This is a genomic window from Knoellia sp. 3-2P3 (assembly GCF_029223115.1).
In the GTDB taxonomy this organism is placed as follows: domain Bacteria; phylum Actinomycetota; class Actinomycetes; order Actinomycetales; family Dermatophilaceae; genus Pedococcus_A.
Map to the genome: position 1 here is coordinate 633,308 of NZ_JARGZE010000001.1, position 22,997 is coordinate 656,304.

The 22,997-nt window shown below is 72.7% G+C and carries 11 protein-coding genes; all 11 read left to right on the forward strand.

Going from position 1 to position 22,997, the window contains the following annotated elements; genetic code table 11:
- Positions 1 to 82 precede the first annotated feature (82 nt).
- The 11 genes from P0Y31_RS03100 (at position 83) to P0Y31_RS03150 (ending at position 22,938) form a co-directional block, all read left to right on the forward strand.
- On the forward strand, positions 83 to 1,561 hold the full coding sequence (locus P0Y31_RS03100) for a CCA tRNA nucleotidyltransferase (protein ID WP_275866594.1): 1,479 nt from the start codon (positions 83 to 85) through the stop codon (positions 1,559 to 1,561).
- A 218-nt stretch (positions 1,562 to 1,779) separates the two neighbouring features.
- Positions 1,780 to 2,295: a hypothetical protein gene (locus P0Y31_RS03105; RefSeq protein ID WP_275866595.1), complete on the forward strand. Its 516-nt coding sequence runs from the start codon at positions 1,780 to 1,782 to the stop codon at positions 2,293 to 2,295.
- Entirely contained in the window at positions 2,295 to 3,086 is a 792-nt protein-coding gene (locus P0Y31_RS03110; RefSeq protein WP_275866596.1) for a PP2C family serine/threonine-protein phosphatase, read from the forward strand. Before P0Y31_RS03105 ends, P0Y31_RS03110 begins: the two co-directional genes overlap by 1 nt.
- Positions 3,083 to 4,753, forward strand: coding sequence for an FHA domain-containing protein (locus P0Y31_RS03115; protein ID WP_275866597.1), 1,671 nt, complete (start codon positions 3,083 to 3,085; stop codon positions 4,751 to 4,753). Before P0Y31_RS03110 ends, P0Y31_RS03115 begins: the two co-directional genes overlap by 4 nt.
- Positions 4,750 to 6,390 carry a serine/threonine-protein kinase gene (locus P0Y31_RS03120; protein WP_275866598.1) on the forward strand — a complete coding sequence of 547 codons (1,641 nt, stop codon included), beginning with the start codon at positions 4,750 to 4,752 and terminating at the stop codon, positions 6,388 to 6,390. The genes P0Y31_RS03115 and P0Y31_RS03120 overlap by 4 nt, the downstream gene beginning before the upstream one ends.
- Before the next feature lie 2 nt (positions 6,391 to 6,392).
- The gene (locus P0Y31_RS03125; RefSeq protein WP_275866599.1) at positions 6,393 to 7,133 is read left to right on the forward strand and encodes a hypothetical protein; all 741 of its coding nucleotides are present in this window, start codon (positions 6,393 to 6,395) and stop codon (positions 7,131 to 7,133) included.
- The gene (locus P0Y31_RS03130) at positions 7,130 to 13,477 is read left to right on the forward strand and encodes a fibronectin type III domain-containing protein (protein ID WP_275866600.1); all 6,348 of its coding nucleotides are present in this window, start codon (positions 7,130 to 7,132) and stop codon (positions 13,475 to 13,477) included. The genes P0Y31_RS03125 and P0Y31_RS03130 overlap by 4 nt, the downstream gene beginning before the upstream one ends.
- Positions 13,478 to 13,527: 50 nt before the next feature.
- Positions 13,528 to 14,496, forward strand: coding sequence for a MoxR family ATPase (locus P0Y31_RS03135; RefSeq protein ID WP_275866601.1), 969 nt, complete (start codon positions 13,528 to 13,530; stop codon positions 14,494 to 14,496).
- Positions 14,497 to 14,498: 2 nt separating this feature from the next.
- Positions 14,499 to 15,977, forward strand: a complete 1,479-nt coding sequence (locus P0Y31_RS03140; protein WP_275866602.1) for a DUF58 domain-containing protein — start codon at positions 14,499 to 14,501, stop codon at positions 15,975 to 15,977.
- The gene (locus tag P0Y31_RS03145; RefSeq protein ID WP_275866603.1) at positions 15,974 to 18,430 is read left to right on the forward strand and encodes a transglutaminase domain-containing protein; all 2,457 of its coding nucleotides are present in this window, start codon (positions 15,974 to 15,976) and stop codon (positions 18,428 to 18,430) included. The genes P0Y31_RS03140 and P0Y31_RS03145 overlap by 4 nt, the downstream gene beginning before the upstream one ends.
- Complete coding sequence (locus tag P0Y31_RS03150) at positions 18,427 to 22,938, forward strand: FtsK/SpoIIIE domain-containing protein (RefSeq protein WP_275866604.1); 4,512 nt, start codon at positions 18,427 to 18,429, stop codon at positions 22,936 to 22,938. The genes P0Y31_RS03145 and P0Y31_RS03150 overlap by 4 nt, the downstream gene beginning before the upstream one ends.
- The last annotated feature ends 59 nt before the right edge of the window (positions 22,939 to 22,997 follow it).

Consider the following 22,997-nt stretch of genomic DNA (forward strand, 5'->3'; position numbering starts at 1 on the left):
ACAGTCACCTCTGCGGCGCGGGCCCCGCAGGCCGGCCGGTGGCGTCCCGGAGCGCCGGACCCGTCACCTACCCTTGTCTCTCGTGTCGTCGCCCAAGCCCCCCACCGCGCTGCTCCAGCAGGCGGTCGCCCACCTGGCGCCCGTGGTGCCGCTGCTGAAGGAGCTGGGCGAGCTCTTCACCTCCGCCGGCCACGAGATCGCGCTGGTCGGAGGCCCCGTCCGTGACGCCTTCCTCGGGCGCCGGTCCCCGGACCTGGACTTCACCACCAGTGCCAGCCCGGAGCAGACCCAGGCCCTGCTCGCGGCCTGGGGCGAGACCCACTGGGACATCGGCAAGGAGTTCGGCACCATCGGCGCGCGCCGGGGCGGGGTCACCGTCGAGGTCACCACCTACCGGGCCGACGCCTACGACCGCCAGACCCGCAAGCCGGTCGTCGCCTTCGGCGACAACCTCGAGGACGACCTGGTCCGGCGCGACTTCACGATGAACGCGATGGCGCTGCGACTGCCCTCGCTGGAGTTCGTCGATCCGTATGCCGGTCTGGTCGACCTCGCGCGGAGGGTGCTGCGCACCCCCGGCCCGCCCGAGGTGAGCTTCGCCGACGACCCGCTGCGCATGATGCGGGCGGCCCGCTTCGCGGCCCAGTTCGGCGCCAGCCTCGACCCCGGCGTCGAGAAGGCCATGCGGGAGCGCGCGCAGACCCTGGCCATCGTCTCGGCCGAGCGGATCCGCGACGAGCTCACCAAGCTGGTCCTCGCCCCCCAGCCCCGCGAGGGCCTCGAGGTCCTCGTCGACACCGGCCTGGCGGCGCAGATGCTGCCGGAGCTGCCGGCCCTGAAGCTCGAGGTCGACGAGCACCACCGCCACAAGGACGTCTACGAGCACTCGCTCACCGTGCTGGAACAGGCCATCGCGCTCGAGGGTCCGCCCGACGGACCCGAGGACTCCGTGCCCGGTCCCGACCTGGTGCTCCGGCTCGCCGCGCTCCTGCACGACATCGGCAAGCCGCCGACGCGTCGCTTCGAGCAGGGCGGCGGCGTGAGCTTCCACCACCACGAGGTGGTCGGGGCGAAGATGACCGCCAAGCGGCTCAAGGCGCTGCGCTACGACAAGGAGACCGTCAAGGCCGTGGCCCGGCTGGTGGAGCTGCACCTGCGCTTCCACGGGTACGGCGAGGGGCAGTGGACCGACTCGGCGGTGCGCCGCTACGTGACCGACGCCGGGCCCCTGCTGCAGCGCCTGCACCGGCTGACCCGCTCGGACTCGACGACCCGCAACCAGCGCAAGGCCCAGCGGCTGTCCCGCACGTACGACGAGCTCGAGGCCCGGATCGCCCGGCTGCAGGAGCAGGAGGAGCTCGGCAGGGTGCGCCCCGAGCTCGACGGCAACCAGATCTCCGAGGCGCTCGGCATCGAGCCCGGCCCGCTGCTGGGACGCGCCTACAAGTACCTGCTGTCCGTGCGCCTCGACGAGGGGCCGATCGGGGAGGACGCGGCCCGCGAGCGGCTGCTGCAGTGGTGGGCCGACCAGCCGGAGTCGCGCGCCGGCAGCGTGGGCTGACCCGCACGCCGCAAGGCCTGCCCCGCGCCACCGGGACCGTGTCACGTGTGCGGGACTTTCTCCCTATTGACCCGATGTGGAAGGCTGTGGCCCCGGCAGGCCCGATGGGGAGTGCTCCCCATGTCGGGGGCGGGGGAGACGTCCATACCCTTGGGCGGGCCACGAACGGCAGGACGACGTGGGCCGCAGACCACCAGGTGCGAGGGAGGAACACCGCCATGAGCGCAGCCGTCGCGGGCACCCGGGCCGACGCGTCCGGCGTGCAGACGCTGGCGTATCCCAGCACCCAGTTCCCCGGCCCGCCGACCGTGTCGATCGACATCCCCGGCGACTGGTCGCCCGTGCGCGTGGCCGGCACCCTGCTCGCGGCCCGGCGCACGTCGTCCGCCGGCGCCTTCGCCCCCAACGTCGTGGTCCGCGGCTTCACGCGCTCCAGCCAGTTCACCATCGGACGCGCCCTCGGTGAGCTCCAGGCCTACGTGGCCCGCCAGCAGGACGGCGAGGTGGAGTCCCCCTTCGAGGTGGAGTTCGCCCGGGTGCCCTTCGTCGGTGTCAACGTCTCCTGGACCGACGACACCATCGGTGACGTCGTCCAGGCCCACCTCTTCGCCGGCGCTCGCCGCGGACAGGTGGTGGACCTCCTCCAGGTGACCGGGTCGGTGGGTGGCCCGGACGCCGAGGCCGAGTACCCCGAGATCCAACAGGTGATGCAGACCGTGCGAGTGAGACGCTGATGGCCCCGAGCATGGCGCTGCGGGCCGGAGCCGCGACCGATGTCGGCCGGGTGCGGCAGCACAACGAGGACAGCCTCCTCGCCGAGGGCTCGTTGTTCGTCGTCGCCGATGGCATGGGCGGGCATGCCGCCGGTGAGGTGGCCAGCGGCATCGTCGTGGAGACGATGGCCGGCCTGGTCGGCCGGGACCGTCTGCGGCCCGAGGACGTCGTGGCAGCGCTCGCCGAGTCCAACCGCGCGATCCTGCACTCCGTGGCCCGCCACCCCGAGCGGACCGGCATGGGCACCACGGCCACCGGCCTGGCCGTCGTCACGGCGGGCGGCAGCGACCACTGGGCCGTGTTCAACGTGGGCGATTCACGGGTCTACCGCCTCATCGACGGCGAGCTCAGCCTCGTGACCGTCGACCACTCCGAGGTGCAGGAGATGGTCGACGCCGGGCTGATCACGGAGCAGGAGGCCGCCCGCCACCCGCTGCGCAACGTGGTCACCCGTTCGCTGGGCACCGAGGCGATGCCGACGCCGGACATCTGGGTCTTCCCGCCCCACCCCGGGGAGCGCTTCGTGATCTGCTCCGACGGCCTGTCCAACGAGCTCGACCGCCAGCAGATCCAGCAGGTGCTCACCCAGCACGACGACCCGCAGCAGGCGGCCGAGGCGCTGGTGCGCGCGGCGGTCGACGCCGGCGGTCGAGACAACGTGACGGCCATCGTGGTGGCGCTCGACGCGGGTGAGGACGAGGGCTTCGACGTCGACACCGCCCCGCGGAACGGAGTGGGGTCGTCGGCGTGAGCAGCGTGGACGTGACCGTCCAGGAGCAGCGGGGCTGGACCGTCCTCGCCGCTGCGGGGCTTCATGTCCTCGTCAGGTGGGACGCCGCGGCCCCCGGCCTCGAGCGCCTGCGCCGAGCCGTCTCCGAGGGCGACCTCGAAGAGGTCCTCGACGCCCTGACCACCGCAGGCGTCCGCCGGGCGCCCGACTTCGTGGCCGTGCAGGACGGCGTCCCGGCCCGCATCGTCGCGCGGGGCAGCGCGTATGCCGTGGTGTCCGGCCCCACGGGCGAGGTCGCGGTGCGCGCCGGGGGGCGCGGGCCCTGGGCCGACGAGGACGCGCCGCACGGTGCCCGGAGCATCGGGCTGCGCACGGGGGAGCCGGAGCCCCAGCCCGTCGAACAGCCCGTCCAGCAGCCGGTGGAGCAGGCGCCGGCGCCCTCCGGGTGGCGGCTGCCCAGCAGACTCGGTCGCGGCCGTGCCGCCGACGGCGAGCCGGCAGCACCCGCTGCGGCAGCGGCCGACGAGGTGGAGGAGCTGCCCAGCTACGACCACCTCTTCGGCGCCACCCAGCACGAAAGACCCGACCCCGCGGTCCCGCACTACATCGAGGCCCACGACACCGACAGCCTCACCGAGCCGGGCATCGGCCAGGCGCCGGTCGCCGCGGCCGGGGGGTTCAGCCCCCCGGTGCCGCAGGCCGACCAGACCCTGCCGCCGCCCGACGACACCGAGCGCGCCCGTCCCGCTGCGCTGCGGCCGGCCGTGCCCCCGCCGCCGGCGCCCCCAGCCGCGCCGACCGCGCCCACCTCGGCCGGGCCCGCGGCCCCTGCGGCGCCGACCCCGACGCCGGGTGCCCTGATCGACTCCGTGCCCTGGCGCAGCGGCGGGAGCAACGTCGCCCCGCCGGAGCCGGCGCGACAGGAGCCCGCGGCCACGGAGCCGGCGGCCAGTCCGGCACCCGTGCGCCCGGCCGGGGTGCACACCCCTGCGCCGGCCCCCACCCTGCGCCCGATGGGCCCGCCGCCGTCCCCCCCGGAGGCCCCGCCCGCGCCAGCAGCGGCGCCTGCAGCACCGCCCACGCCCGCTGCGGCGCCCGCTCCCGCTGTCGCGCCCGCGCCGCCCACTCCCGCGGGGGTGCCCCTGAGCGACCCCGACGACCTCGACGACGCCGAGGCCACCGTCGACCGCAGCGCCCTGCTCGCGGCCGCCCAGGCCGAGTCCGGACCCCTGGTCGCCGCCGTCCTCTGCCCGGCGGGGCACCCCAGCCCCCCGCACGCGGGCACCTGCCGGTCATGCGGGCGCGAGATCCCCGTGCAGCAGCCGTTCCAGACTGCGCGTCCGCCACTGGGCGTGCTGCGGCTGGCCACCGGCGACGTGGTCGCCCTCGACCGCGGGGTGCTGCTCGGCCGCTCGCCCAAGGTCAACGCCGGCCTCCCTGCGGCGGAGCGGCCGCACCTGGTGCGGGTGCCCAGCCCGGAGAACGACATCTCGCGCAACCACCTCGAGGTCGTGCTCGAGGGCTGGCACGTGCTGGTGCGCGACCTCGGCTCCACCAACGGCACCACCGTGGCGCTGCCCGGGCAGGTGCCGGTGCGGCTGCGTCCGGGCGACCAGCAGGTCATCGAGCCCGGCACCATCCTCACGATGGCCGACGAGGTCAGCCTCACCTTCGAGGTGGGCCCGTGAGCGCGGCGGTCCCCCCGGACATCCCGGGCCTGGTCTACGTCCAGCCGGTGGGCTCGGGCGGCTACGCCGACGTGTTCCTCTACGAGCAGCAGATGCCGCGCATGCCGGTGGCGGTGAAGGTGCTCAAGGGCGAGGGCCTGACCCCGGCGATCCGCCAGCAGTTCACCGACGAGGCCGACACCATGGCCCAGCTCGGCGACCACCCCTACATCGTGCAGGTGTTCCGCGCCGACACCGCCGCCGACGGCCGGCCCTACCTCGTCATGAAGTACTACCCCCCGCCCAACCTCGCGGTGCGGGCTCGGCGGGAGCGCTTCACCGTCGAGGAGGTGCTGCGCACCGGCATCCAGCTCGCCAGCGCGGTCGAGACCGCCCACCGGGCCGGCATCATCCACCGCGACATCAAGCCGGCCAACGTGCTGGTCAGCCAGTACGGCGCCCCGGGCCTGACGGACTTCGGCATCGCTGGCCAGCTCGGTCACCGCGGTGGGTCCGACGACGACGGCGACGACGTCGGCGTCTCGGTGCCCTGGGCGCCGCCGGAGGTGCTCTTCGGCCAGAGCAACGGCGACGCGCGCGCCGACGTCTACTCCCTCGCGGCCACCCTGTGGCAGCTGCTCGTGGGGCGCTCTCCCTTCGAGGTGCCCGGTGGTGACAACACCGCCTACGCGCTCATGCCCCGGATCCGCTCCACCCCGGTGCCGGCGACCGGGCGCGCCGACGTGCCGGTCTCCCTCGAGCGCCTGCTCGCCCTCGCGATGGCCAAGGACCCTGCGGCCCGTCCGGCCAGCGCCCTGCAGCTCGCCCGGGCACTGCAGGAGATCGAGCAGGAGCAGCGCTTCCACCGCACCGCCATCGTCGTGCTCGACGAGCAGGGGCAGACCACCCTCGCCGACCACAGCGGCCCGCGACCCGACGACGGCGACGACGACCGCACCCGCGTCCGTGCTCCCAAGTTGGTGCAGGCGCAGGCGCCGGCCCCCACACGGCACAGCCCCCCGGCATACGCGGCCCCGCTCTCGGGAGCCACCACGATCCCGGCGGCCGACCGGGTCACCGCCCACACCGGCAGCACCGCGGCGCCGCGGCACGACCTGCCACACGACCTCGCCGACGAGGGCACCGTGCGGGTTGACCGCAACCGGGCCCGAGCGGCGACGGACGAGCAGGTCATGCCCGATGCGACGCTCGGCGAGCAGCAGCAGCACGAGATCCGGCCAAGCGTGCTGCTCGGGGTCGTCGGCGCCGTGGTCGCCGTGCTGGTGGCCGTCACCGTGTGGGCGGTCACCCGCGGCGGCGACATGCCGACACCCGGGCCGTCCCAGACCACGGTGGCCAGGCCGGTGGAGGACGACCCGTTCGACGTACCCCAGGTCCCCGAGATCGCGGCCCGGGGCACGACCGGCGGAGTCGCCTTCTCGTGGACCTACTCCGGAGCCCAGAAGGGCGACACCTTCCGCTTCCGGTGGGCGAGCGAGGTCGGCCGGCTCGAGGAGGCGAAGTTCGGCCCACCGCTGGCCTCCTCGAACACGGTGGTCAAGGTGGCCAAGGGCAAGAAGGTGTGCGGCCAGGCGCGGGTCATCAGGGGAGGCCAGCAGACGAACTGGTCGGAGCCGCAGTGCGAGAGGGCGGGGTAGCCATGGGTGTGACGGTCGACTTCTGCGGTGAACTGTTCGTGGCCGACCCGGCGGAGCCGCTGACCATCGGGCGGACGGGCGACATCGAGATCGACGACAACCCGTACCTGCACCGCACCTTCCTCCAGGTCGTCGAGGAGGGCGGCCTGTGGTGGCTGGCCAACGTCGGCTCGACGCTCACCGCGACTGTCGCCGACCAGAAGGGGCTGTTCCAGGCCTGGCTCAGCCCTGGCGCACGGATCCCGTTGGCCCTGGAGCGGTTCACCGTGTGGTTCACGGCCGGCCCCACCACCTACGACTTCGACCTCATCGTCGACAGCCCTGCCTTCACGTCCGTGGCGCCCGACCCGGTCGAGGACGACCGCACCGGCGAGACGACCGTCGGCCGGGTGTCGTTCACACCAGACCAGAAACTGCTCATCGTCGCGCTGGCGGAGCCGTTCCTGCGCCGGGGGCAGGGCGGTGCGACGCAGATTCCGTCCTCTGCCGAGGCGGCCCGCCGGCTGGGCTGGAAGGTGACCAAGTTCAACCGAAAGCTGGACAATGTGTGCCAAAAGCTCGCGGATGCCGGTACACGTGGGCTGCACGGGGGGCCGGGCAAGCTCGCCAGCAACCGTAAGGCGCGGCTCGTGGAGCACGCGCTCTCCACGAGGCTGGTGACGGAGGCAGATCTGGTGCTGCTCGACGACGAGCAGGCTGCCGGGAGAAGTCACGAGGGGGAGCAGCAGTCGTGGGTCCGATGACGCATCGGAAGGTGGGGGTCGCGTCCAGCCTGGTCGTCGCTCTCACGGCCGGGGTCCTGACGTACGCCGCGGTGTCGTCCAAAGGGGAGACCGTCCACGAGACCGACCTCGACGACGGCAGCGTGTGGGTCTCGTCCTCCAAGGACGCCCGGTTCGCGAGGGTCAACAAGGCGGTCGGTCAGTTCGACGGGGGCATCGCCACGTCGGGCGGTTCCGGTGACCCGCTCGACATCCTCCAGGACGACAACGCGGTAGCCGGGCTGGTCCTCGGCTCGGGGTCGCTGACCCCCATCGACACCAGGGCCAACCGGGTTGCCGAGGGGTCCGGGGTCTCGGTCCCGGCCCCCCAGTCCGGCACCAACCAGCAGGTGTTCGTGCCGCGCACCGTGGACCTGCGCGGGGGAACGATCGCCACTGTCGACCCCAGGACCGGCAAGGTGTGGGGCCAGCCCTACTCCCCCGACACGGGCCTCTCGACGCTCGAAGGGCTGACCGCCGGGGCCAAGCCCCTGGCCACCGTGGGGGCGACCGCGGCCGTCGCGGTCGACGTGATGGGCGGCATCCACGCCGTGTCCGGCGCGACCGGCAAGGTGGTCTCCATCCCGCGCACACCGACCGGTTTCGGCAAGCCGGTCACCGAGTCGATCAAGCTGGAGTCGGCGAAGGTCGTCGACATCACCGCGGTCGGGAGTCGCTGGGTCGTCTACAGCGCCGGCGACGACAAGCTGTGGGCGAAGGGCACCGGAGAGGCGGTCGACGCCGGGACCACCCGCACCGAGGGCCAGCCCGCGTACGCCGCGCTGCAGCAGCCCGGCCCCGACGCGGACTCTGTGGGGCTCCAGGACTCGACCACGCTGCGGCTCATCCGGATTGTTGGCGAGGGCGGCACCGGCGGGGTCGAAGTCACCTTGGGCGACAACGAGACGCCGCCCATGGTGTCGCGTCCGCTGCGGACGGGGGCCTGCATCCACGCCGCCTGGGCGAGCACGACCGTCAACTACTACGGCAAGGACTGCGGGTCGGAGCAGCCGCAGCCGGCGGTCTCCATCCAGCGCCAGACGACCGAGGGCGTGAAGAACGGCGTCGCCCTGCGCACCAACCACGGCCTGGTCGTCCTCAACGACCTCGACGGCGGTGAGGTCTGGGACCTCGACGGCAAGCCCAAGAAGCTCGACGAGTGGGACTCTCTCATCCCGCCGCCGCAGAAGGAGGACCAGAACAAGAAGAAGGACAACATCATCGACGAGACGTCGGTGGCCCAGCCCCCCAAGGCCGAGGACGACAACCTCAAGGCCCGCCCGGGGCGGGTGTCCAAGCTGCACGTCCTCGACAACGACACCGATGCCGCCGGCTCGGTCCTGGCCATCGACCCCGGCGATGTCTCCCGGGTGGACGTGACGGGCGTGACCGCGAGCGTCGCCGCAGACGGGCAGAGCATCGACGTCTCCGTCCCAGGCAACCCGGAGCGGCGGTCGTTCTCCTTCACCTACAAGATCAACAACGGCAAGTCGCCGCAGAAGGACGAGGGCCGGGTGACCGTGACGCTCGTCGGCGACGAGGTGAACAGCCCGCCGGTGCTGCGTCCGGGGACGGCCAACCTGTCGCGGAAGGTGTACCCCGTCAACGCGGGCAAGGTGCTCCCGGTGCAGGTCATCGGGGACTGGCGCGACCCGGAGAGCGACCCGCTCACCCTGCAGGCGTCGGCCGCCGGTTCGTCCGTGGACGGCCTGGGCCGGCTGAACGTGCTCGCTCCGATCAAGGCTGGAACCCAGGGCGTGGAGTATGCCGTGGGGGACGGCCGTGACAGCAGCAAGGGCACGGTGTCGGTCAAGGTCCTCGACCCCGACGAGCCTCTCGTCAAGCCCCAGAGCCAACCCGACGTGGTCCGTGGCGTGGTCGGCAAGCCACTCCAGCTCGAGCCGCTCGGCAACGACGTCCCCGGCGCCGACCCCACCGAGCCGGATGCCAGGCTGCGGCTCTCCCGCGAGCTCCAGTCCTCCAGCGCGCTGGCCGTCGACACCAACCTCGACACCGGCGTCGTGACGGTGACCGGCTCGTCCGCGGGCACCTTTGAGCTCAGCTACGGCGCCCAGGTCGGCGGCGGCATCGACGCCGGCCGGATCCGCATCGACCTCATCGCCGATCCCGACCCGAACGCCCCGCCGGTCGCGGTCCCTGACTCGGCAACGCTGCGCGACCAGACGCCGGTGCTGACCGACGTGCTGGCCAACGACTACAGTCCGCGCGCCGACGTGCTGGTGACGCGATCCGTCACCGTGTCGTCGGAGAACGGCTGGCTGCGACCGTCCATCTACCAGGGCCGATGGGTCCGGATCGAGGCTCTCGACCCGGCCGCGACCGGTGGGAAGCCACGCACCGGCACGGTGAGCTACACGATCAGCGACGGCGCCAAGACGACCACCGGCGAGGTCGCGGTCACCCAGCTCCCCGCCGACGACCGGTCCACCCCGGTGGTGCAGGACGACGTCGCCGTGGTGCGCGCACAGGACTCGGTGACCATCCCGGTGATGGACAACGACAGCATGGCCGACGGCATACCCCTCGTCCTCGACCCGGCCAGCGTCAAGGTGCTCACCGGCGCCGGCTCGGCGTTCGCCTCGGGCAACGTCGTGCGGTTCGTGCCGAAGAACCGGAATCCGGCCACCGCTGAGCCGGTCACGGTGGAGTATGCCGTGTACCCGATCGGCGCCAAGGAGAAGGCGACCACGGGCCGGGTCAGCATCATGGTCATGCCGTTGCCGACCCAGGCCACGCCGAACCAGCCGCCCGTCGCTCGCAGCTTCTCCACCAGTGTCGTGGCGGGAGACCCGCTCACGATCACGGTCCCGAGCTCCGGCGTTGACCCGGACGGCGACAGCGTGACGGTGGACGGGCTCGCGGGTGTCGAGGGTGGCGCCGTCGACCTCAAGTACGGCCGGGTCACCGGCTTCGGCCCGTCGACCATCAAGTACGAGGCGTACCCGACCGCGGCCGGGACCGAGGTCCTCAACTACGTCGTCCGCGACCGGTTCGGGTCCACGAGTACCGGCTTCGTGCGGATCGGCGTGGTGCAGCCGGGCGACCCACAGCCACCGGTGGCCGTCGAGGACGAGGTGCGGGCCAAGCCTGGCAAGTCCGTCACCGTCGACGCCACCCAGAACGACCTCATCGCCCGCGGCGACAGCGTCGAGCTGCTCTACAAGGCGCCGCACAACCCCGAGGCCGAGCTGTCCAAGTGGAAGGTGGACGAGGCCAACACCTACTTCCGCACCAAGGTCCCCGACGCCAAGGCCGGCGTGCAGGTGATCAACTACGGGATCTCGAACGGACTGTTCGACCCGTCCAAGTCCACCATCACGGTCATCCCGGACCCCTCCGCGAAGAACCCGCCGATCGCTGTGGACGACACGGCCAAGCCCAAGGAGGGCGAGTCCAGCACGGTCGTCGACGTCCTGGCCAACGACCGCGACGTCGACGGGTCCCGCGAGTCGCTCAAGGTCTCGGCCGTGCTCTCGCCCGACGGCACCATCGTCGAGGACGGCACCAAGGTGCAGGTCACGGTGAAGCCCTACCCGTACACCGTTCCCTACGTCATCACCGACGAGGACGGCCTCACCGGGATGGCGCTGATCTACGTGCCGACCGGCGAGTCCGGTCTCCCGTTCGTCGTCTCCGGTGCCCTGATCGAGATGGACAAGGACGCGACCAAGAAGGTCGACCTGGCCGACTACGTCAAGTCTCCGCGCGCCCGGGTCGTGAGCATCACCACCGGTGACAACGTCAGTGCCTCCCCGGCCGACCGGCTCAGGGCCGAGGCAGACGGCCGCTCCGGCCTCACCCTCACCTCGTCGGGCGGTTACGTCGGGCCGGGCTCGGTCATGCTCGAGGTGAGCGACCAGGAGACGGTCGAGCAGACCGACTTCAAGACCACCTACGTCTCCATCCCGGTGCAGGTCGGGCCGAAGATCCCGTTGCTGCGGTGTCCCAACTACTCGGTCCGCCTGAATGCCGGTGGGCTGGCGCGCAGTCTCGACATCCCCACCCTGTGCCACGCCTGGGTCCCCGTCGGGATGAACCTCGACGACGTCGTCTTCGAGAGCTCGTGGAAGACCGCGTCCAAGGGCGTCAGCCTGACCCGGTCCGGCACGGGTGACCGGACGGTCGAGCTCGAGGCGGACGACCGCGCGCCGAGCAGCATTGACGGCCGCCTGGCCGTCAAGGCGCGAGGAGGCCCCGAATCGCTCATCGCGGTGTCCGTCCTCGGTATCGACGGCGGTGCCGTGGACGCGAACGGCAACCCGCTCCCGACCCTCGGACCACCTCGGTTGCGACCCTTCACCGTGACCGGGCTCGAGGCCGGTTCGTCGGCGACTGTCGACCTGCGCGGCTACCTCGACTCGCCATTGGAGAGCCCGGGCTGTGCGATCTCGTCCGCAGCACCGTCGTCGGGGTCGGGGTTGAGCACGTCGTTCTCCGGCTGCACCCTGACGGTCCGTGCCGCCCCAGAGGCACGCGGCAACGCCACCGTCACGGTGGCCGCCACCGACGGACCGCCCGGGCGCAGCGCCACCGGTCGCGGCACGGTGACCATCCTCGGCATACCCGACCCACCCACGGGCGTCGCCGCCGAGGCGGACCGGGTGAGTGGTGGGTTCGCCCGCGTGCGCTGGGCGCCCCCGGCCGTCGACGGCGGAAGCCCCATCACCCACTACGTGGTGACCACCCACGGTCCGGGCGGGACGAAACAGAGCTGCACCGCGTCGCCGTGCACCATCCAGGGCCTCGACAACGGCGAGTCGTACACCTTCACCGTCACGGCCGTGAACGCGATCGGCGCGAGCAAGGAGGGCGGCCCCAGTGGGGCGGTCGTCCCGGACAGCCTGCCCAACCCGGTCAACGGGGTGCGCATGGCCGGCCGCGGTGACGGCTCGCTGACGGTTGCCTGGACCGCCCCGGAGAAGAAGGGCAGCGACGTCACGACCTACCAGGTGAGGGTCACCGACACCACGTCCGGCTCGGCGCGCAGCCAGGAGGTCGCGGCCCCCACCCTCCAGGCGGCGATCTCGGGGATGGTCAACGACCACCAGCAGAGCGTGCAGGTGCGGGCCAAGAACAAGCTGGGCTGGGGCCCGTTCGGCAGCGCCGTGAAGATGCAGTCGGCCGGCACCCCTCCTGCCGTTCCTGCTCCCACCGTCACCAACGCCGGCGACGGGCCTGCCGACGGCTCGTCGCGCCTGACCATCTCGTGGCAGGCGGTCCGCCCCAACGGTCCACCGCTGACCCACTACACGGTCTACGAGAGCAGGAACGGCGGGGCCTGGCGGTCGATCGGGGCGACGTCACCGGACACGCGCACCCTGGGTCACACGACGGTCTACGACGGGTCGAGCTACCGGTACGTCGTGACCGCCACGAACGGGGCGAACAAGGAAGGACCCCAGTCCAACCCGACGGCCTTCTCGTCGGTGGGCATCCCCGAGGTGCCGGGGCGCCCGAGCGCCACCACGCCGCAACCCAACGGCGACGTCGTCGTGCGGGTGTCGGTGGGCGACTCACGGTCCACCGGCTTCACCCAGCTGCAGTGGCGCACGGCCGGGAGCACCGGCAACGTGTCGTGCGGTTGTGCCGAGGGCTCGACCAAGCAGTTCACGATCCTCGATGTCGGCACCGCCATCGACCACAATGTCCAGGTCCGGGCCTACAACGGCCGGAACTGGTCGAACTGGTCCGCCGACAGCAACCAGTATCGGACGTACCACGCGACGCCCGCGCCGGGCAACTTGTCCTCGAGCCGCAACGGCAACGACATCACGTGGACCTGGAACAACCGCACCGACGGTCGCAACATCGAGACGGTCCAGATCTCGATCAACGGCGGTGGCTGGCAGAGCTTCGGTGGGGCCAAGGAGTCCCACAGCATCAACGGCAGCGCCGGCAACACCTACGGGCTGCGAGTGCGCACGATCGCCAACCGGCGCAGCGGTGACGCAGGCTCGCCGAACTGGTGGACCAGCCCCATCGCCGGGCCGGCGAGGGAGTCCATCCCGGACCCGAAGCCGACCCTGACCGTGTTCCAGGACGGCTACGGCAGCGACCCCGGCGGCACCGACTCGTGTCGCATCTCGTGCGAGAAGGTCGGACTCAGGATCGCCAACTACCCGCCGAACCGCTCCTACTCGGTCGTGTGCTCGCACACCAAGAACGGCACGTTCACCTCAAGCGAGAAGCTCCGGACCAACGGCAGCGGCAACGGCTACACGTGGTACGGGTCCTGCCTGTTCAACAAGAACGGTGGCACGGTCACGGTCACGGTGGGCCCCGCCTCCGACTCCGCACCCTGGTAGCGCTCGGGCCACTCACGAATCGTCAAGCACGACAACGGAAAGCGACAGACATGACCGTCACCAACGACCAGGCCCAGTGGTTCGCGCAGGCCTTCACCCAGATGGTGGACAACTGCGACCGCGCCGTCCTCGGCAAGCATCACGTGATCCGCCTGGCGCTCACCTGCATGCTGTCCGAGGGGCACCTGCTGCTCGAGGACTTCCCGGGAACGGGCAAGACCCAGCTGGCGCGCGCCATGGCGAGCACGGTGCAGGGCGCCAACAGCCGCATCCAGTTCACGCCGGACCTGCTGCCCAGCGACGTCACCGGCGTGACGATCTTCGACCCGAGCAAGCAGACCTTCGACTTCCACCCGGGCCCGATCTTCGCCAACATCGTGCTGGCCGACGAGATCAACCGGGCCTCGCCAAAGACCCAGTCCGCCCTGCTCGAGGTGATGGAGGAAGGCCGGGTCACCGTCGACGGCACCCCGCACCCCGTGGGTGAGCCGTTCATGGTCATCGCGACCCAGAACCCGATCGAGCAGGCCGGGACCTACCGGCTTCCCGAGGCTCAGCTCGACCGGTTCCTCATGAAGACCAGCCTCGGCTACCCCGACCACGAGGCGACGGTCGCCGTCCTCGCGGACGCCAAGACGCGCGACCGCACCAAGGCACTCGAGGCCGTCGTCACGAGCAACGTCGTGGTCGAGATGGCCAAGCTTGCCGACGAGGTCCACGTCGACCCGGCGATCCTCGCCTACGTCTCGCGGATCGCCGAGGAGTCGCGGCGTCACGTGAGCATCAAGCTCGGCCTGTCCGTCCGAGGCTGTCTCGCCTTCGTGCGTTGCGCCAAGACGTGGGCTGCCAGCCAGGGTCGCACCCACGTCATCCCCGACGACATCAAGCTGCTGGCCCACCCCGTGCTCTGCCACCGGCTGCTGCTCACCGCCGAGGCGCAGTTCGCCAACATCACGGTCGACCAGGTGATCACCCAGATCCTCGCCGAGGTCGCACCGCCCGCGGAGCGAGTCGCCTGAGCATGAGCCAGCAGGACGCGTCCGACGCCGGGCAGCCGGCGGAGCACACCACCCGGCGCGCCGACCTCAAGAGGGGTCGGGGCCCCCGGCGTGCCGGCGCGCCCGCGGCGTCCCCCCTGAACCCGCCACCGGATGCTGCCGCGTCGCCGGGTTCAGGGGGCAGCAGCGCCACCCGCCCGCGCCGCCTCCCCAGCCTCCCGACCATCACGGTCACGTCGCCGAAGCTCCCAGTCGTGGTGACCCAGGCGGGGGAGCGTGTCGGCGGTGCGGTGGCCGAGCGCACGGGACCGCTGCGTGAGGCAACTCGCCCGGTGTGGCAGCCGGTGGCGGAGTTCCTAAGGTGGGTATCGCCACTGGGGTGGAGCGTGCTGGCGCTCGGCCTGCTCTGCTGGGTCGTCGCCGCAGTCGCCGACTGGGACGAATGGGCGATGATCGGGCTCGCCGCGATCGCCCTGCTCGTCCTCTGCGTCCTGCTCGCGGTCGGGCGGACCCGCGTGCGGGTCGACACCGAGGTGGACCCGTTGCGGGTCACCGTGGGAGAGCCCGCCTCAGGCCGGATCGCGGTCACCAACGAGTCGCGCCGCGGCATGCTGCCGCTGCTCGTCGAGCTGCCGGTGGGGGTGACCGCCGCACGGTTCACGCTGCCGGCCCTGGGCTCCGGCAAGGCGCACGAGGAGCTGTTCGTGGTGCCGACCGAGCGCCGCGGGGTCATCCCCGTGGGCCCCGCGTCGACCGTGCAGGGCGACCCGCTCGGCCTGGTCCGCCGGACGTTGCGGTGGACCGACGTGACCGAGCTCTACGTCCACCCGCGGACGATCTCCCTGGAGAGCCTGGGGTCCGGGCTCCTGCGTGACCTCGAGGGCGAGACCACGCAGGAGATGTCGATGTCGGACCTCGCGTTCCACGCGCTGCGTGAGTACCAGCCAGGTGACGACCGCCGCTACATCCACTGGCGGTCCTCCGCGAAGGCAGGCCGGCTGCTGGTGCGGCAGTTCCTCGACACGCGCCGGTCCCACCTGACCATGCTCGTGGACGCCGACCCCGCGAAGTACCGCGGCGGCGAGGTCGACGCCGAGACCGCCATCTCGGTCGCCGCGTCGCTCGCGATCCGGGCACACCTGGACGAGCAGGACTTCACCGTGCTGAGCCGTGGTGCCAGCGCGTCACGCACCAGCGCATCCCTGGCGCTCGACGAGCTCGCCCGGGTCGAGCTCGGCCCCAGCGACATCTACGCCCTCGCCGGAGATGGTCTCGCGCTTGCGCCGGACACGTCGATGGCTGTCCTCGTGACCGGCACCAGCACCCCCTTCCTCGAGGTGCAGCGGGCGCTGGGCAGGTTCGAGAGCGAGGTCCTCAAGGTGGCGCTCACCATCGACGACCGGGAACGGATCGGGGTCAAGAACGTCGGGGGCATCATCTTGATGAACATCCACGGACTCACCGACCTGCGCGCGGTGCTGGCGGGAGTGATGGCGGCATGACCGCAAACCCGCTGCAGGCACCGCGCGCCTCGATGCTGCCCCAGGAGCGCACTCGAGCCGACCGCGTGGCCGAGCACCGTGTGGCGCTGCTGCCGACCCGCGACGACCTGGTCGACATCGCGTTCACCGTGCTCCTCGTCGGGCTCGGCCTGGTCGGGTTCCGCACCGTCTTCTTCGGCTGGGAATGGGTCGTCGCAGCCATCGGCGGCGTCATGCTCGGCCTGCTCGTCACCCACGTCGTCACGGCATACAAGCTGCCGGCGGTGGTCACGCTCGTCGGCCTGGCCGTCGGGTACTTCGTCTTCGGCGGCCCGCTCGCCCTGCGCGAGCACCTGGCGCTGGGTGTCTTCCCCACGGGCCGCACGCTCCGCGACCTCGCGAGCACGGCGGTCCACGGTTGGAAGCGGCTGCTGACCCTGCTTCCCCCGGTCGACTCCACGGTGGACCTGCTCGCGATCCCGCTCCTCGTCGGCCTGATCGGCGCGGCGGTCACCTACGGCGTCGCCCGCCGCTCCAGTCGGCCGTATGCCGTGGTGCTGGCACCGCTCGTGGTGCTCGGCCTGGTCATCGTGCTCGGCACCCTCGAGCCGGCGTCCCTCATCGCGCAGGGCGCCGCCTTCGCTCTCGGCCTCATCGGCTGGCTCGTCGTGCAGAGCACCCGCACCCGGGCCCCGCTGCACAACGGCGCCGGTCGCGGAGCCCGCGTGGGGATCGGCACCGGGCTGCTGGTCCTGGCTGGCGTGGTCGGGCTGGTCGCCGGGCCCGCGCTGCCCGGCACCGAGTCCGAGCTGCGGCGGGTGGCCCGCACCGAGGTGGTGCCGCCGTTCGACATCGCCCAGTTCGCCAGCCCGCTGGCCGGTTACCGTAAGTACACCGAGCCGAACGACGCCGCGTTGTGGGACCGCCCGCTGCTGACCGTGAAGGGTGCGCCGGCCGGGACGCCGCTGCGGTTCGCCACGCTCGACGCCTACGACGGCACCGTCTGGGGAGCCGGCGAGCGGGCGAGCGAGAACTCTGCCGACCCCGGCACCGCCTTCCAGCAGGTGGGCTCACGGGTCGCGGCCCGCGGCGAGGGGAAGCCCGCCACGGTGCAGGTGACCGTGCCCGAGGGCGGGTACACCGACGTGTGGCTCCCCACCATCGGCCAGGTGACCGGCGTGCAGTTCGGCGGCACCCGTCGCGAGCTGCTCTCCTCCCGGTTGTGGCTCAACATCGACACGAGCACCGCCATCGTCCCGGACCGGCTGCGCGCCGGTGACCGATACACGATGCAGGTGCTGCTGCCGACCCAGGTGGCCGCCGACAAGCTGCCCGACAACCTCACCCCAGCCTCGGGCGACCTCGTCCAGAACCAGGAGCTCGGCTTCCTCGACACCCGCATCGACGGCTGGACGGGGAACGCGGACGGCCCGTGGGCGCAGTTCAGGGCGATCGCCGCGGCGATGCGGTCAGACGGTGCCTACACCGATGGCGGCGCCAAGAACTCGGTCGAGAGCTACTACCTCGCAGGCCACTCACGCGGTCGGCTCACCCGGTTCGTCGGCGCCACCCAGCTGGCCGGCAACGACGAGCAGTACGCCGCCACGCTCGCGCTGGCAGCCAACCGGCTGTCCATCCCGACCCGGGTCGTCATGGGTGCCGAGCTGCCCGAGGGGGGCGTCGTCCGCGGCCGCGACGTGCACGCGTGGGTCGAGGTGCAGAACCAGACCGGGCAGTGGATCCCGTTGCTGTCCAGGACGTTCCTGCCCGACCGGAACCAGAAGCCCAATCAGTTGCAGTCCAAGACCGAGCAGCAGAGGGTCGGCGCCCAGGTGCCACCTCCGGCCGGGGTGAACCCGCCGAGCGTGCTGCAGGGACCGGACCAGGCGCAGAACGCCGTCAACCTCAAGAAGCCGCCGAAGAAGCTCCTCGATCCTGCGTCCTGGCCGTGGTGGCTGCGCCTCCTCATCTTCTGGGTGGTGCTGCCGGCGCTGACCCTCCTCGCCCTCTACGGCGCGATCCGCGGGCTGAAGGCCTGGCGGCGCCGTCGCCACGCCACCCGGGGCCCGGCGACGGCCCGCATCGCGTGGGCCTGGAACGACCTCATGGCCACCGCCCGCTCCTACGGGCACCCCCTGCCGGGGCGCGCCACCCGACTCGAGCAGGCCGCGGCACTCGGGGGCCGTGCCGACACCCACGCCCTGGCATCGGCGGCCAACGCGCACGTCTTCGGCCCGGACGACCCCGGTCCCGAGGAGGCGCACGCCTACTGGCAGCTGACCAACGCCGCCCGCGGCCAGCTGCGCTCCGCGGCCAGCCGCCGGCGACGGCTGCAGGCCGACCTCGACCTGCGGCCGCTCTTCGCCCGTGGGCCGGCCCACGGCACCCGCCGCACCGGCTCGACCCCCAGCAGCCCGACCCCCAGCAGCCCGACCCGCCGTCCGCGGCCGACCCGAAGGGCCACCGCCTCGTGAAGCTGAAGTTCACGCTCCGCTCCGCCGGCGAGGTCGACACCGACCTCGTCGCCACGGTCGACGCCACCACGACGATCGGCCAGCTCGCCGAGTACCTCGTGGTGGCTGACCCGTCCCGCGGCGGCGCGCCGGCGCAGGACGCGACCGGGCAGTTCACCCTCGCCCTCGTCGACGAGGACTACCGCGCCCTCGACCACCGTGCCACCCTCGCCGAGAGCGGCCTGCGGTCCGGCGTCCACGTCGCGGTCAGCCGGGCCCGCGACGGGTATGCCGACGGTGCCCGCGCCGTCGCCACGGCGGTCGTCACCGCCGGCCCCGACCAGGGGCGCGAGGTCCCGCTGGCGCCGGGAACGGCATACATCGGCCGCGGGCGCGGCTGCGAGGTGCGCGTGGCCGACCCGTCGGTGTCGCGCCGGCACGCCAAGCTGCTCGTCACCGACGTCGCCGAGGTCGTCGACCTCGGCTCCTCCAACGGCGTGGTCATCGGCGGCGACCAGGTCGACCGCGCCGTGCTGCGCACCGGCGACCGCTTCCGGCTGGGCGAGACCGAGATCGAGCTGCGCATGCTCGCCGGCGCCACCGGGGTCGTCGCCGCACGCGGGGTGTCGATGCCCTTCTCGCGCTCGCCGCGCATCGCCCCGCTCTACCGCGGCCGGCAGTGGCCGATCCCGGAGCTGCCGGAGAGGCCCAAGCCTGAGCGGATCCCGTGGCTGAGCGCCTTCGCGCCCGCCCTGTTCGGCGTGGTGCTCGCGGTGGCGCTGCAGAACCTGTTCTTCCTGCTGTTCGTGCTGCTCAGCCCGATCATGATCTTCGCCCACTTCGTGGAGTCCCGGCGGCACGCCAGGCAGGACTACGCGGAGGCGATGACGCACTTCCGCGAGGACCTCGACGCGATGGTCGGCGCGCTGCGCGAGGAGCAGGAGCGCGAGGTCGCCGGGCGGCAGGCGGAGCACCCGGCGGCCGCCGAGGCGGTCGAGGCCGTCGTGGAGCGCAGCCCGCTGCTGTGGACCCGCCGGCGCGCCGACCCCGGGTTCCTCGAGCTGCGCCTCGGCCTGGGCACCCTGCCCAGCCGCAACCCCATGGAGCTGCCGCAGCTCGGCCGCGCCCGCGCAGAGGCGTGGCTCGAGACCTCCCAGGCCGTCGAGGGGCTCGGTGCCGTGTCGGACGTGCCCGTGGCCGGGCTGCCGCTGCACACCGGTGCGCTCGGGGTCGCGGGTCCCCGGGCCCGGTCGCTCGAGGCGGCCCGGGCGCTGCTCGCCCAGGTGGTCGGCCTGCACTCCCCGGCCGACGTGGTCGTGGCCGCCTTCGCCTCACCCGCCACCGCACGCGACTGGGACTGGCTCAAGTGGGTGCCCCACACGGCGTCGCCGCACAGCCCGCTCGGCCCGCGCCACCTCGCGAGCAGCGGACCCGCCTGCGCCGGGCTGCTGACCGAGCTCGAGGAGCTCGTCGCAGCCGACGGTGACGACGGCGCGGCACCCGCGCCCGCTCCCGTCGAGGACCCGCAGGGCTTCACCCCGCCGGCCCTGCCCGCAGACCGGCCCGCGGTCGTCGTGCTGGTGGAGGACGACGCACCGGTCGAGCGCAGCCGGCTCGTGCAGCTCGCCGAGAACGGCTGGCGTCACGGCGTCGTCGTCGTGTGGGTCGCGCCCACCACGCCGCTGCTGCCCGCCGCCTGCCGCACCTTCGTCGAGACCTCGGCCGACGGCAGCACCGACACCGTCGGCTTCGTCGGCGAGGCGGTCGTGCGCACCCCGGTCACCACCGACACCGTGGCCGCCGCCGACGTCGAGCGCGCCGCCCGGCTCATGGCCCCCGTGGTCGACTCCGGCGTGCCGGTCGACGACGACAGCGACCTGCCGCGCTCGGTCTCCTTCCTCAGCCTGGTCGGCCCCGAGCTGGCCGAGGCTCCCGGCGCCGTCATCGAGCGCTGGGGCGAGAGCCGCTCGATCCTCACCGGCCCGTATGCCGCGCCCGCGGACGCGCGCGCCAAGGCCGGCAACCTGCGCGCCGTCGTCGGGCAGTCCACCCAGGGCACCTTCTCCATCGACCTGCGTGCCGACGGCCCGCACGCCCTCGTCGGCGGCACCACCGGTGCGGGCAAGTCCGAGCTGCTGCAGGCGTGGATCCTCGGCATGGCCGCGGCCCACTCGCCCCAGCGGCTGACCTTCCTGCTCGTCGACTACAAGGGCGGCTCGGCCTTCCGCGACTGCGTCAACCTGCCCCACACGGTGGGCCTGGTCACCGACCTCTCGCCCCACCTGGTGCGCCGGGCGCTCGCCTCGCTGTCGGCCGAGCTCCGCCACCGCGAGCACATCCTCGCCCAGCACAAGGCCAAGGACCTCGTCGAGCTCGAGCGACGTGGCGAGGTGGCCGCCCCGCCGAGCCTGGTCATCGTGGTCGACGAGTTCGCCGCCCTCGTGCAGGAGGTGCCCGAGTTCGTCGACGGCGTGGTCAACGTCGCCCAGCGCGGGCGCTCGCTGGGCCTGCACCTCATCCTCGCGACCCAGCGCCCGGCCGGCGTCATCAAGGACAACCTGCGCGCCAACACCAACCTGCGGCTCGCCCTGCGGATGGCCGACGAGGCCGACAGCGAGGACGTGCTCGGCACCACCGCCGCGGCCTACTTCGACCCGGCCCTGCCGGGGCGCGCGGTGTCCAAGTCGGGCCCGGGACGGCTCACGCCGTTCCAGACCGGGTATGCCGGCGGGTGGACCTCCGACGAGCCGCCCCGGGCCGAGGTGACCGTCGAGACGCTCGGTTTCGGCTCCGGCGTCCCGTGGGAGCGCCCGGTCGCCGAGGAGCACGGCGCCGCGGCCGCGGACCTCGGCCCCACCGACATCCAGCGGATCGTCACGCAGATCGGCACGGCGTCGCAGGAGGCCCAGATCCCTGCGCCCCGCAAGCCGTGGCTGCCGGAGCTCGCGCCGGTCTACGACCTGGCCGCCCTGCCCACCGCGCGCCGCGACGACGAGTTCGTCTTCGGCGTCAGCGACGAGCCGGAGAGCCAGTCGCAGCCGGTCATCGCCTTCCGCCCCGACGTCGAGGGCAACCTCGCCGTCTACGGCGCCAGCGGCTCGGGCAAGAGCGCGTTCCTCCGCTCGATCGCCGTGGCGGCCGGCTTCACGGTGCGCGGCGGGCCCTGTCACGTCTACGGGCTCGACTTCGGCAACCGGGGCCTGGCCATGCTCGAGGGCCTGCCGCACGTCGGCAGCGTCATCTACGGCGGCGACCACGAGCGCCTGGTGCGGCTGCTGACCATGCTGCGCGAGACCATCGACGAACGCGCGGTGCGCTACTCGCAGATGAGCGCGGCCACCATCACCGAGTACCGCCAGCTCTCGGGGGCCCAGGACGAGCCGCGCATCCTCGTGCTGGTCGACGGACTGGCCGCCTTCGCGCAGGCCTACGACAACGGCCCCGGCCAGAAGTGGGTCGACGAGCTGACCTCGATCGCGGCCGACGGCCGGCCGGTCGGCGTGCACCTCGTCGTGACGGTCGACCAGCGCAGCGGCATGTGGGGCACCCTCTCCTCGGCCGTCCAGCAGCGCGTCGTGCTGCGCATGGCCTCGGTCGACGACTACCTCAGCCTCGACGTGCCCTCCGACGTGCTCTCGCTCGCCTCGCCACCCGGCCGGGCGATCGTGCACGGGCGGGAGGTGCAGGTCGCCGTGCTGGGCGGTTCCGCCGAGAGCACCGCCCAGGCCCGCGCCATCAAGGCCTTCGGCGAGGCCGTGCGCCGGGCCGGTGGGTCGGAGGCAGCGCCGATCCGGTCGCTGCCGGAGCGCGTCGAGCTCGCCGAGCTGCCGGCGCTCGACGCCGAGGGCCGCGCCGTCGTGGGGCTCTCCTCGACGACGCTGCGGCCGGTCGGCTACGTGCTGAGGGGCCCGCACATGGTGCTCGGTCCCTCCGGCAGCGGGCGGACCACCACCGTGCTGACGATGGTGCAGGCGGCCCGGCGGGCGCGCCCCGGCCTGCAGGCGTGGCTGTTCAGCCCGCGCAAGTCCGCGCTGACCCGGGCCGAGGGCCTGTGGGCCGGTGTCGCGGTCGGGGCCGACGCCTGCGAGAGCGCCGCCGAGCGGCTGCGGGCCCAGGTGGTCGACGCCGGCGACGACGGTGCCTCGATGCTCGTCGTCGTCGAGCGGGCCCAGGACCTCGACAACAGCGGCTGCGAGGACGCGATCGCCGACCTCGTGCGCGAGATGCTCGGGGCCGAGCAGGTCGTCATCGCCGAGGCGGACTCGTCGTTCTTCAACTCCAGCTACGGCCTGGCCGGCGGGTTCCGGGGCGGGCGCTCGGGCATCTCGCTCCAGCCCAACGGCGACGACTCGCAGGCGTTCTCGGTCGACTACCGAGGGGTCAGCGGCGACCAGGTGCTGGAGGGACGGGGCTACCTCGTCACTCGCGGAACGCCAGAGCTCGTCCAGATCGCCCTGCCGATTCCGTTGGGACGCAACGGAATCGCAGGCGACCTCGACGGAACCCGCGTGCCGCAGCACACGGGGTAGCGGGGTGGGGAGTGCTCCCCATTGTTGTCACGGAGAGCCGCCCCTAGGTTTGACCACAT